Genomic DNA, 11,963 nt, shown 5'->3' with positions numbered 1-11,963 from the left:
TTTCTTCTGTGCAAAGACAATTCATGGAGTTCCACTTATGTCGACTTTCGTTCATCCCTCCTACGAGGAAATCGAAGCCACCTTGCGGAAAGCCCATCACATGCGGGCTGCCTTTTTCGCCAAGATGGTCAAGACCGGCGTCGTCAAGACCGGGGCTTTCTTCGCCGCCATTTTCGGCGTGATCAACGAAGCCCTCGAAATGCGCGCCATGACCAACCGCCTCATGAGCCTGTCCGACCGCGAACTGGCCGATATGGGCCTGAGCCGCGATGACATCGGTTCGGTGGTCAACAGCCACTTCAACGGCAGCAAGCGCGAAGACGACAAGGCCGGCTACGCCACCGCCAATGACGACAAGCCGTCCACCCGCACGGACATCGCTGCCTAAGGGAGTCATCTCCGGATGACTCTCCGGCAGATGACAAGCCGGTCAAAGGTGAGTGTTTCCTAAGGCGGCCCGGATTTCCGGCGCCTTCCGACGGCCAGATGAAAATCATGCGCCGCCACGACCTTGACCAGCATCGACCGGTTCCAGGTCCTTGACCGCCGGTCCGTGAACCAATTTGCCGCGATAATCAAAGGCCGAACCGTGGCAGGGACAATTCCAGGTCCTGTTCACGCCGTTCCAGGCCAATGTGCAGCCCAGATGGGTGCAAGCAGCAGATCGGATATGCAGTTCGCCCGCCTCGTCCCGGTAGGCGGCCAGAATCTGCTCTCCTTTCTCGATCAGGGCCGCTTCTTCTTTGGCCAGCGTATTCGGGTCCCGGTCCTTCTGGACCGCCGGTTCGTCATGGCCGCGCTGGCGCTCGCCATGGGGTTCGCGGGTGGCGTCGAAAAGGAAGGACCAGGCATTCTCCCGCCCCAGGATCAGGTCGCAGATGATCCGGCCGGCCGCTGTGCCGTTGGTGAAGCCCCAGGACGAGAAGCCGGTACAGACATAGAGATTCTCCGACTCGCGAGAGGCGCGGCCGATGAAGGGCACGCGGTCGATGCTGTCGAAATCCTCGTTCCACCAGACATGAGTGATGTCCTGAAGGGAAAAGGCCTCCCTCACGAACGTTTCCAGCGCGCGTAGCTTCGCGCCAGGATCGGCGCTGCCCGGCTTGAAGCCGTCGCCAATGGCGACCAGCACCGGCCCCTGGTCGGTGGGCGCCATGCGCAGGGAATGGGTCGGCGAATCCAGGCTGAGGAACATCCCTTCGGGAAAGGGCTCCGCGATGCGGGCGGCGAGGCCGACATGGCAGCGCGGCCGCGCCTTCTTGTGGAATTCGCCCGTCTTACCGAAGGGAATGTTGGTGGCAAGCACCACTGCCCCGGCCTCGATCCTGCCTCCTTCCGTGACGACGCCGCATGGATTCCCCTCCTCGACCGAAGTCACTCGGGTCTGTTCGAAGATGTTCCCGCCTGCCTGGACAACCGCCCGCGCCAGGCCGTCGGCATAGGCCACGGGATTGAACTGCGCTTGGTCGGAAAAGCGGATGCCCAGCTTGTGCGGCACCGGAACCGGCAGGTCCTCGACCAGGCAGGCCGGCAGCCTGAACCGCTGGGCCGCCACGACTTCCGCCTCCAGTTCCGGACGGCGGCTTTCGTCGTCCGTGTAGAGATAGGCATCCTTTCTTTCGAAAGCGCAATCGATGCCGAGTTGGGCGACCGTCTCGGCGATTTCCTCCAGCGCCCAACGATTGGCCTCGGCATAGGCATAGGCCCCTTCCGTTCCGAATCTCTCGATCAGGTCGGTATAGATCAAGCCGTGCTGCGTGGTGACCTTGGCGGTGGAATGGCCGGTGACCTGCCGCCCGATCCGCTGCGCCTCGAGCAGCAATACGCGCTGCCCGGCCTCGGCCAGATGCCAAGCCGCCGTCAGGCCGGCGATGCCGCCGCCGACGACCACCACATCGGCGGTCCGGTCGCCGTCCAGACGGGGATAGACTGCCGGAACCGTCCCGACATCCCAGAATGAGCCGCGCCGAGCATTCTCTTGCGCCATCGGTGCCTCCGAAAGTGTTGGTGGGCAGGCCGGGAGGGTGTCCCTTTCCCGTGAACAGGGCCGTCCTGCCGATGTTCCTCGAAGAGGAAATGCAGCAACACGGGTTCGGGCATGGCGGATATCTGGATATGGGTAGGGATCGCCTTCTGTCTCAGCCAGTCGGCGATGCTGTCGGGGCTGAACCTGGCGATCTTCAGGCTGAGCCGCCTGCAACTGGAAACCGATGCCGAGAGAGGACATGCCGAGGCGCGAACCGTCCTGGCCTTGCGGCAGGATGCCAATTACACGCTTGCCACCATCCTTTGGGGCAATGTCTCGGTCAATGTCCTGCTGACCCTATTGACGGAAACCGTTCTGGCCGGGATCGGCGCCTTCTTCTTTTCCACCGTCGGGATCACCCTGCTGGCGGAAATCCTGCCCCAGGCCTATTTCTCGCAGCACGCGCTACGCGTCGCCGCCTTGTTCGCCCCCCTTCTGAAGGTCTATCGCATCCTTTTCTGGCCGGTGGCCAAGCCGGTCGGCGTCCTGCTCGACAGGATGATCGGGCGGGAAGCCATCACCTGGTTCCGCGAAGAGGAACTGGCCGCGCTGATCGCCCATCACGCCAAGGGAGAAAGTGAGGTCGGTCCCGTGGAAGCCGAGGGAGCGATGAATTTCCTGGCCCTCGACGACATCGCCGTCGCCCAGGAGGGCGAGCCCATCGCGCCGGACAGCATCCTGCAGCTTCCCTTTGTAAAAGGGGAACCGATCTTTCCCGATTTCTCGCGGAAACCAGAGGACCCGTTCCTGCAGCGCGTCGTCCGATCCGGCAAGAAATGGATCATCGTCATCGATCAAGCAGGGCAGCCCCGCTGCGTGTTCAGCGCCCCGGCCTTCCTGTCCGGCGCCCTGTTCGGCGGCGCGGACTGGACACCGGGGGCGCTCTGCCACTATCCGCTGATCGTCCGCGATCCCGCCATCCCCCTGGAACGCCTTCTGACCCGCCTGACCGTAAGGCCGGAAAGCCACGAGGACGACGTGATCGACTCGGACGTCATGCTGGTCTGGAGCGATGACGAACGCCGCATCATCACCGGCTCCGACCTGCTGGGACGGCTGCTCCGCCGGATTGCGCAGGTCGAAGCGTGATCAGGAAACCCGGCTCATCCCCCGTTGGCCCCGGTCTCGCGGATGACATGCGGGCGGTTGAGGTTGGGGTCGATGGCGCGGTACTGGCGGTCGTCGGTCAGGAAGACCTGCGCCTGGCGGGGAACCAGGACCACGCGCTCGCCGCTCTGCAAGGCCAGTTCGGCATGGCGCTGGCGAGTCAGTTCCGCTTCGATCATCTCGCCGGGATTGACCTCCAACTCGACGCGGACCACCGGCCCCAGCACCACCATATGCCGTACGAGTGCGCTCAGACCCTGGCCCTGGCCGGGCCGCACCACGTCCAGTTCATGGGGCCGGACGAAGGCCGTCCCCGCACCACTGACATGGCGGTCGGCCTGGGGCAGCGACAGCTTCTGCCCGCCGATCCAGACATGGCCCGCATCGATGTTGCAGGCCAGCGAATTGACGTTGCCGAGGAAGCGGTAGACGAAGGGCGATGCCGGATTGTCATAGATTTCCGTCGGCGTTCCCACCTGTTCGATCTTCCCCTTGTCCATCACCACCACACGATCGGCCACTTCCAGGGCTTCCTCCTGGTCGTGGGTGACGAAGACGCCGGTGATCTTCAGCTCGTCGTGCAGATGGCGCAGCCAACGGCGCAATTCCTTGCGCACCTTGGCGTCCAGTGCCCCGAAGGGTTCGTCGAGCAGCAGCACGCGCGGCTCGATGGCGAGCGCCCGGGCCAAGGCGACGCGCTGGCGCTGGCCGCCGGAAAGCTGCGAGGGATAGCGCTTCGCCAATCCCTCCAGCTGCACCATGCGCAGCAGATGCTCGACCTTCTCGCGGATTTCCGCCTTGGGCGGACGGGTATCGCGGCTGCGCACGGTCAGGCCGAAGGCGACATTGTCGAAGACCGTCATGTGGCGGAACAGGGCGAAATGCTGGAAGACGAAGCCGACGCGCCGCTCGCCCACCGACAGGCCGGCGGCGTTCTCGCCCGCCAGCCGGATGGTGCCGGCATTGGCGAAATCGAGCCCGGCGATAATGCGCAGCAGCGTCGTCTTGCCCGAACCCGACGGCCCCAGCAGGGCGACCAGTTCGCCGTCATGGATATCCAGCGAGACGTCGCGCAGGGCGACGAAATCGCCATAAGCCTTGGTGATGTTACGAATATCGATCATGACAGGCTCCTAATGTCCGCCCGTGGCGGCGAGTTCGGCACGGAAATGCCATTCCAGCAGGCTCTTGGCCACCAGGGTGACAAGGGCCAGCAAGGCCAGCAGCGAGGCGACGGCGAAGGCCGCGACGAACATGTACTCGTTGTAGAGAATCTCCACATGCAGGGGCATGGTGTTGGTCATGCCGCGGATATGGCCTGACACCACGGCGACGGCGCCGAATTCCCCCATCGCCCGGGCATTGCAGAGCAGCACGCCGTAGAGCAGGCCCCATTTGACATTGGGCAGGGTCACGCGCCAGAAGGTCTGGAAACCGTTGGCGCCCAGCACCAGGGCGGCTTCCTCTTCCTCGGTGCCCTGTTCCTCCATCAGCGGGATCAATTCGCGGGCGACGAAGGGAAAGGTGACGAAGATCGTCGCCAACACGATGCCCGGCACGGCGAAGATGATCTTGATGTCATGGCTCGCCAACCAGGGGCCGAGCCAGCCCTGCAACCCGAAGACCATGATGTAGATCAGGCCCGCGATAACCGGCGAGACGGAGAACGGCAAATCGATCAAGGTGACCAGCAGGGACCGCCCGCGGAATTCGAACTTGGCGATGGCCCAGGCGGCGATGACGCCGAAGACCAGGTTGCAGGGCACGGCGATGGCCGCCACCAGCAAGGTCAAGCGAATGGCCGCCTGCGCGTCCGGTTCGGTCAGGGCCTGAAGATAGGCGGTAAAGCCATGGCGCAAGGCTTCCGCGAAGACCGCGAAAAGCGGCAAGGCCAAGAACAGGGACAGGAAAGCCAGGGCGATGGCGATGAGGGTCCAGCGCAGCCAGGGAAGCCGGGTAACGGCCGACTGCAACGGAACTGCGGCGGAGGATGCGTAAGACGTCATGGGCTTGTCTCCGTCACTCGCCCGACAGGCGCCGGCGGTTCCAGCGCTGGAGCAGATTGATGGCGAGCAGCATCAGGAAGGACACCGCAAGCATGACCGTGGCGATGGCCGTGGCCCCGGCGTAATCGTATTGCTCGAGCTTCACGACAATCAGCAGCGGCGCGATCTCGCTCACCATCGGGATATTGCCGGCGATGAAGATGATCGAGCCGTATTCGCCGACGGCACGGGCAAAGGCCAGGGCGAAGCCCGTCAGCAAGGCGGGCAGGATGGTCGGCAGAATGACCCGCAGGAAGGTCTGCACCCGCGTCGCCCCCAGGCTGGTGGCCGCTTCCTCGACCTCCTTGTCCAGGTCCTGCAGTACCGGCTGGACGGTGCGCACGACGAAGGGCAGGCCGATGAAGACCATGGCGACGATGACGCCGACGGGCGAGAAGGCGACCTTGAGTCCCATCGGTTCCAGATACTGGCCGAGCAGACCGTTGCGGGCATAGATTGCGGTCAGGGCGATGCCTGCAACGGCGGTGGGCAAGGCAAAGGGCAGATCGACCATGGCATCGACGATCTTGCGGCCGGGAAAGCGGTAGCGCACCAGCACCCAGGCCACCAGCAGGCCGAAGACCGCATTGATCAGCGCGGCAATCAGCGACCCGCCGAAACTGAGGCGATAGGACGCCAGGACGCGGGGGCTGAAGGCCGCCGCGACGAAGGCGTCCCATCCCATGCCTGCGGTCATCAGGAAGACCGCCGAAAGCGGGATCAGCACGATCAGCGACAGATAGAAGATGGTGAAGCCCAAGGCCGGCCCGAAACCAGGCAAGACCGTGGGACGGGTCAGAAGCAATCCGGAAGCGGCCATGGGCTTGTCCTCAGCGCACGGTATAGATGCGGTCGAAGATGCCGCCGTCGTCGAAATGCTCCTTCTGGGCCTGCTGCCAGCCACCGAAATCGGCGATGGTGACGAGCCTCAGCTCGGGGAAGCGATCGGAATACTTGGCCAGAATCTCCGGATCACGGGGACGGTAGTAATGCTTGGCCGCCAGTTCCTGGCCGACCGGCGAGTAAAGATAGTTCAGATAGGCCTCGGCGACTTCGCGCGTGCCTTTCTTCTCGACCACCCTGTCCACAACCGTCACCGGCGGTTCGGCCAGGATGGAAATCGAGGGCACGACGATCTCGAAGGCATCGCCGATTTCGGCCATGGACAGGAAGGCCTCGTTCTCCCAGGCCAGCAGAACGTCGCCGATGCCGCGCTGGGCGAAGGTAGTGGTGGAACCGCGCGCGCCCGTGTCCATGACCGCCACATTGCGGAACAGGTCGCCGACGAAGGCCTCGGCCGCGGCCTGATCGCCACCATTGGCCGTGACATAGGCCCAGGCCGCCAGATAGTTCCAGCGCGCGCCGCCGGACGTCTTGGGATTGGGGGTGATGATGGAGACGCCCGGCTTCACCAGATCGTCCCAGTCCTGGATGTTCTTGGGATTGCCCTTGCGTACCAGGAAGACGATGGTCGAGGTATAGGGCGAGGAATTATGCGGCAGGCGAGCCTGCCAGTCGGTGGGAAACAGACCGGCCCGCTCGGCGATGACGTCCACGTCATAGCCCAGGGCCAGCGTCACCACATCGGCCTCCAACCCGTCGATAACGGAACGGGCCTGGCGCCCCGACCCGCCATGCGACATCTGAAAGGACACCGTCTCCCCGTTCTCGGCCTGCCAGTGTTCGGCGAAGGCGCGGTTGAATTCCTGGTAGAACTCCCGCGTGGGGTCGTAGGAAACGTTCAGCAGGGTCTGATTGGCGGCGGCAGGGGCCGCGTTGGTCAGGGCAACGGCCAGGGCGGCGGAAATCAACGACAGATACCGTTTCATAAGGGACCTCCCACTGGTTATCCGGAAGATTTCACCATATAATCTATAGATTTGGTAGACAAAATTTCCCCCTCCGCAGGCCATCGGCTGCGCAATCCCCATAAGAGAGCCTTCACCGCTAAGGGAAATCCTTGACTTACAAGGACTTCCGGCCTACATCCCCTTAATCGATCTAGGCAGTGGTGTAATGCTCTCCAATAAGGCGAAATACGGCATCAAGGCAGTCCTCTACCTTGCACAGTTTGAAGGGGAACCGGTCCAAATCGCGGCAATCGCCGAAACCCAAAACATGCCGAAGAAGTTTCTCGACGCCATTCTTCTGGAGCTGCGCAATGCCGGTATCTTGCGCAGCAAAAAGGGCAAGGGCGGCGGTTACACCTTGGCCTTGCCCGCCCGAAAAATCACGATCGGTCAGATCGTGCGGGCGCTGGACGGGCCTCTTGCGCCGATCGCCTGTGCCAGCCGCAACGCCTTTCGTCCCTGCGACGATTGCACCAGTGTCGATCTCTGCGAAGTCCGCGCGGTGATGCTGGAAGTACGAGACGCCATCGCCGCAGTCTTGGACCATACCTCGGTGGATGACTTGCGTCATCGCCGTCATCAGGTGGAACCTCTTCTGATCTACGATATCTAATCCGCTTGGATAGCCCTTTCCCTTTTGGCGCGCCCATTTATTACACTAAATTTTTGTGTTGCATTCATTTAATCTGCAAATACGATAGATAAATAGATTTGATGACGACAGGGAGGATCAGGCGCCATGACATGGCTTGCCATTTACGACGCCGCCAATCCCGCAGCCGCCATCTTGGAAAGCCGCGAGCCTGCGCTGGTGGCCCGATATCTGGCTGAGGCGGGTCTCCGCTACGAGCGCCTGCCCTTGCCCTACGACCTGACGGCGGAGCTGTCGGTTCCGGCCATCCTGCGGCGGATGGACGGCTTCATCGCCCGGCAGTGCGACCTCTACGGCTATCAGTCCGCCGATGTCGCCCGCGTCCCCAAGGGCGTGCCCAATGCCGAAATCCTGCGGGCCAAATACCTGGAGGAACATACCCATGTCGAAGACGAGGCCCGGCTGATCATCGACGGTGCCGGGGCCTTCTCCGTCCATGTGGACGACCGGGTCTTCCAACTGGTCTGCGAACGCGGCGACATGATCAGCATTCCGGCAGGCATTCCCCATTGGTTCGACATGGGGCCGGACCCGTTCTTCGCCGCCTTGCGTTTCTTCAGCAATCCCGACGGATGGATTGCCAGCTTCACCGGCGATGACATCGCCAGCCGTTTCCCGCGCTTCGAGGTCAATTAAGGCTTACCTCGAGCGCAAGGCCGGTCTCTCCCCCAGAATCCCCTGACAGAAGAAAGAGGCGGATATGAAGATCGACGCCTTCGCCCTCGTCCTGCTTGTCGGCCTGGTCGCCGCCATCGTTGCCCCTTTCGCCCATGGCGGAAGCGCGGCCGGTCAGGCGGAGGTCCTTTCCATTTCGCTGACAGCCGCTCCGCTCCACAGTCCTTGAGACAGCATAGCAGGTGATCGTGATGTCGAATGACCGCCCCCTGCCCATCCTCGACCGGGATTATGCCGCGGCACTTGCGCGGTTGCGTCAGCAAGGCATCCGCCCGGCCCGGCCCGAGGACATGCCGCTGGATCTCGCCCGGCTGACCAATCAACGCTTCTATGCCGCCGTCAATGGCCCCGTGGTGCAGGGCTGCACCAGCCGCGACGAAACCGTCTCCACCCCGGGCGTTACGCTGCGGCTGCGCCTCTACCGCCCGGACCATCTGCGAAAGCCCTGCCCGGTCATCGTCTATTTCCATGGCGGCGGCTTCGTCATGAACGACCTGGAAACCCATGACAGGCTATGCCGGACCCTGGCCATCTATGCCGGTGCGACACTCTGCGCGGTGGAGTATTCCCTGGCCCCGGAAACGCCCTTTCCGGGGCAGTTGATCGAGGCCGAACTGGCCATTTCCTGGCTGCTGTCCCAGGCCGACGAACTTGGCCTCCATCCCGGAAAGCTCGTGCTTGCGGGCGATTCGGCGGGCGCCAACATCGCTTTGTCCACGGCCCTCAAGATGCGGGACCAGCCGGGGCCGATGCCCGCCGGCCTGCTGCTCTTCTATGGCATGTACTGGGCCGAATTCGAGACGGCTTCCCACAAGCTCTTCGGGGATGGCGCCTGCGGGCTGACGACCAAGCGCATGGAATGGTTCTGGGACCAGTTCCTGCCCGATGCGCATGACCGCTTCAATCCGCTGGCCGCCCCGCTGATCGCCGATCTGCGCAAGCTGCCGCCCTGCTTCCTGTTGGCGGCGGAATTCGACTGCCTGCGCGACGACACCGTCCTGCTGGAAAAGCGCCTGCGGGCCGCCGGGGTCGAAGTGAAGCTGAGCGTTTATTCCGCCCTGCCCCATTCCTTCCTGCAATTCTCCCGCCTCGTCCCCCGCGCCCGCCAGGGACTGCGCGAGGCGGCGGAGGCGATGCAGGACATGATCGGCGGGATTTCATGAAAACTCCTCCGCTCCTCAACTAAAAACACCACGGAGGCCCGATCTTCGTCAGGGTAATACTTGACGATTTTCTGGCACCTCCCACGTCAGAAAATGAAAAGCAGGGGGAACGCCATGCAAAACATGACCTCGGCCATTGCGGTCATCGGCGGCGGATTCTCGGGCTCGTTGCTGGCCGTTCATCTCTTGCACAGCACGCACCCGTCGACGCGCATCTATCTGATCGAGCGCAACGAGCGCTTCGGCCGGGGGCTCGCCTATTCCACCGGCAATCCCGCTCATCTCCTGAACGTTCCCGCCGGCAAGATGAGCGCCTTTCAGGACCAGCCGGATCATTTCTTGGACTGGCTCGCCAGCCATGGCGACGCACAGGGCCCCAGCCGCCGCCCCGCCGGGGCCAGCGACTTCGTTCCCCGGGGCACCTTCGGCTCTTACATCCAGGACCTGCTCGGCCAGCATATGTGGCAGCACGAGGGGCCGCAGCGGCTTTACCTGGTGCCCGACGAAGCGGCGGACATCCGGTCCGAGGATAACGGCCTGACCATCACCCTGGCCTGCGGCCGCCCGATCCGGACCGATATCGCCGTTTTGGCCATCGGCAATTTCCCGCCCGAGGCGCCGCCCCTGGCGGATAGGACCTTCATCGAGACGTCGCCGCGCTATCATGGCGATCCCTGGCGCCTCGGCACGCTCGATACGATCGACCCGCTGGATCCGGTGCTGCTGATCGGCACCGGCCTGACCATGGTGGATACGGCGATCTCGCTGTGGGATCGCGGCCATGCCGGACGGATTCACGCCATTTCGCGCCGGGGGCTGCGCCCGCACCGGCATGTCCTGCCCCTGCCCGCGATCACGCCGTTCAAGGCCGAGGATTTCCCGCCCTCGGCCCTGGGCCTGCTACGCCTGATCCGGCAGACGGTGGAGCGGACGGACCAGGACTGGCGGGCGGTCATCGATGCCCTGCGTCCCTTCACCCAGCAGATCTGGCAGAGCCTCGATACGCGCGAACGGCGGAAATTCCTGCGCCATCTGCGCCCCTGGTGGGACATCCACCGCCACCGCCTGGCGCCGCGTGTCGCCGACCGCATCGAGAACGCCCTGCGCGAGGAAAAGCTCTGCCTCCATGCCGGGCGCCTGCGGACGATGACCGAGACGGAAACCGCTGTGCAGATCGAATTCACGCCCCGGGGCGGACAGGGGCTCCGCAGGCTGGAGGTCGGCCATGTCGTCAATTGCTCCGGCCCGGCCTGCGACTTCAACCGCATCCGCCAGCCGCTGATCCGCGGTCTGCTTGAACAAGGGGTGGCCCGTGCCGATACCGCGCGGCTGGGGCTGGAGGTGACGGCGGACCTGCGCCTGATCGGGCGGGACGGGCTGGCGGCCGAACGTCTCTATGCGGTGGGGCCGGTCACCAAGGGACGTTTCTGGGAAATTACCGCCGTCCCCGATATCCGCCGCCAATGCGAGTTCCTGGCATCGCGCCTGGCGGCCCTGACCCCCGCCTGACAGACTTCCCGGCTTCAGCCGGAAGCCTGTTGCAGGTTCAGGTCGCAAATCAGGTCGTGAAAGGCCTGGGCCGCCGGTGACAAGGTGCGATCGGCGGCGGTGACGAGGCCGATCAGGCGGATCATGCTGGGCTCGACGAGGGGACGGACGATCAGCGCGTGACGGCCCAGCACCGGCAGGGTCAGGCTGGGAAGAGCGCTGACTCCCAGCCCCTCCGCGACCAGGGCACCGCAAGTGGCAAGGTGCGAGACCTCGAAGCACGGGCGGAGCAGCAGCCCGGATTGTACGATGGCCGCTTCGGACAAAGCCCTGACGCTGGTGCCGCGCGCCATGGCGATAAACGGCTGCTCGACCATTTCCGCCCATGTATAGGCACGGTCCTCGGCCAGATAGCCGGGCGTGCCGATGGCGACGAATCTGTCTTCCAGCAATGGGCGGAAGCGCAGCCGGTCGGTGCTTTCAATCAGGCCGGCGGTGAAGCCGATATCGGCACGGCCGTCCAGCACCGCCGCGATGACATCGTCGGACAAGGCGTCATTGATGCGGATCTCCACATCCGGACGCTGGGCCATGAAGCGGGCAACGACCGGCGGCAGCAGGCCCGCCGTGACGGAAGGCAGTCCCGCCAGGATCACCCGTCCACGCCGCGCCGCCAGATAGCCGTTGAATTCGTTCAAGGCATTCTCGGTTTCCCCCAGGATGCGGATTGCCAGATCGCGCAGGGCTTCCCCTTGCGGGGTCAGCCGGACATTGCGGGTATCGCGGTCGAAAAGGCGGGCGCCCACACGGGTCTCCACCCTGCCGATCATCCGGCTGAGCGCCGGACCGGACAGTCCCACCTCCTTCGCTGCCGCGCTGAAACTCTGGAGTTCGGCGAGACGGGTGAAGACCTGAAGCTCGAACAGGTCGAGATTGATGCGCTTCATGCATCAAATA

General features: G+C 63.9%; 13 protein-coding genes. 7 read left to right on the top strand and 6 right to left on the bottom strand.

Annotated features, from left to right (window positions below; genetic code table 11):
* The first annotated feature begins 37 nt into the window (after positions 1-37).
* Positions 38-388 carry a DUF1127 domain-containing protein gene (locus EPD66_RS24310; RefSeq protein ID WP_221930825.1) on the top strand — a complete coding sequence of 117 codons (351 nt, stop codon included), beginning with the start codon at positions 38-40 and terminating at the stop codon, positions 386-388.
* A 105-nt stretch (positions 389-493) separates the two neighbouring features.
* On the opposite strand, the gene EPD66_RS00940 is transcribed toward EPD66_RS24310, so the two are convergent.
* Positions 494-1,987 (bottom strand): FAD-dependent oxidoreductase, encoded by a 1,494-nt coding sequence (locus tag EPD66_RS00940; RefSeq protein ID WP_142846385.1) that lies wholly within the window; start codon positions 1,985-1,987, stop codon positions 494-496.
* Between the two features lie 111 nt (positions 1,988-2,098).
* On the opposite strand from EPD66_RS00940, the gene EPD66_RS00935 reads away from it, so the two are divergent.
* Entirely contained in the window at positions 2,099-3,115 is a 1,017-nt protein-coding gene (locus EPD66_RS00935) for a DUF21 domain-containing protein (protein ID WP_142846383.1), read from the top strand.
* A 14-nt stretch (positions 3,116-3,129) separates the two neighbouring features.
* Here the strand turns inward: EPD66_RS00935 and EPD66_RS00930 are convergent, their stop codons facing one another.
* The 4 genes from EPD66_RS00930 to EPD66_RS00915 are packed head-to-tail and all read right to left on the bottom strand — an operon-like array spanning position 3,130 to position 7,007.
* Positions 3,130-4,257, bottom strand: coding sequence for a sulfate/molybdate ABC transporter ATP-binding protein (locus EPD66_RS00930; protein ID WP_142846381.1), 1,128 nt, complete (start codon positions 4,255-4,257; stop codon positions 3,130-3,132).
* A gap of 9 nt (positions 4,258-4,266) precedes the next feature.
* The gene (gene cysW, locus EPD66_RS00925) at positions 4,267-5,139 is read right to left on the bottom strand and encodes a sulfate ABC transporter permease subunit CysW (protein WP_142846379.1); all 873 of its coding nucleotides are present in this window, start codon (positions 5,137-5,139) and stop codon (positions 4,267-4,269) included.
* A gap of 13 nt (positions 5,140-5,152) precedes the next feature.
* Positions 5,153-5,998, bottom strand: a complete 846-nt coding sequence (gene cysT / locus EPD66_RS00920) for a sulfate ABC transporter permease subunit CysT (protein ID WP_142846377.1) — start codon at positions 5,996-5,998, stop codon at positions 5,153-5,155.
* Positions 5,999-6,008: 10 nt separating this feature from the next.
* Positions 6,009-7,007 carry a sulfate ABC transporter substrate-binding protein gene (locus EPD66_RS00915; RefSeq protein WP_142846374.1) on the bottom strand — a complete coding sequence of 333 codons (999 nt, stop codon included), beginning with the start codon at positions 7,005-7,007 and terminating at the stop codon, positions 6,009-6,011.
* A 187-nt stretch (positions 7,008-7,194) separates the two neighbouring features.
* Between EPD66_RS00915 and EPD66_RS00910 the strand changes: the two genes are divergently transcribed.
* From EPD66_RS00910 to EPD66_RS00895, 5 genes are all read left to right on the top strand, one after another.
* Positions 7,195-7,641, top strand: coding sequence for an Rrf2 family transcriptional regulator (locus EPD66_RS00910; protein ID WP_142846372.1), 447 nt, complete (start codon positions 7,195-7,197; stop codon positions 7,639-7,641).
* Positions 7,642-7,767: 126 nt separating this feature from the next.
* Positions 7,768-8,316, top strand: coding sequence for an acireductone dioxygenase (locus EPD66_RS00905; protein WP_142846370.1), 549 nt, complete (start codon positions 7,768-7,770; stop codon positions 8,314-8,316).
* A 64-nt stretch (positions 8,317-8,380) separates the two neighbouring features.
* Positions 8,381-8,524 (top strand): hypothetical protein, encoded by a 144-nt coding sequence (locus EPD66_RS23915; protein WP_185961186.1) that lies wholly within the window; start codon positions 8,381-8,383, stop codon positions 8,522-8,524.
* Between the two features lie 22 nt (positions 8,525-8,546).
* Entirely contained in the window at positions 8,547-9,518 is a 972-nt protein-coding gene (locus tag EPD66_RS00900; RefSeq protein WP_142846368.1) for an alpha/beta hydrolase, read from the top strand.
* A gap of 114 nt (positions 9,519-9,632) precedes the next feature.
* Positions 9,633-11,027 carry an FAD/NAD(P)-binding protein gene (locus EPD66_RS00895; RefSeq protein WP_185961185.1) on the top strand — a complete coding sequence of 465 codons (1,395 nt, stop codon included), beginning with the start codon at positions 9,633-9,635 and terminating at the stop codon, positions 11,025-11,027.
* A 14-nt stretch (positions 11,028-11,041) separates the two neighbouring features.
* On the opposite strand, the gene EPD66_RS00890 is transcribed toward EPD66_RS00895, so the two are convergent.
* Positions 11,042-11,953, bottom strand: coding sequence for a LysR family transcriptional regulator (locus tag EPD66_RS00890; protein WP_142846363.1), 912 nt, complete (start codon positions 11,951-11,953; stop codon positions 11,042-11,044).
* Positions 11,954-11,963 lie beyond the last annotated feature (10 nt).

The organism is Telmatospirillum sp. J64-1 (genome assembly GCF_006980715.1).
Taxonomy (GTDB): Bacteria; Pseudomonadota; Alphaproteobacteria; order Rhodospirillales; family Magnetospirillaceae; genus Oleiliquidispirillum; species Oleiliquidispirillum nitrogeniifigens.
This window is presented reverse-complemented; position numbering and strand designations above follow the sequence as displayed.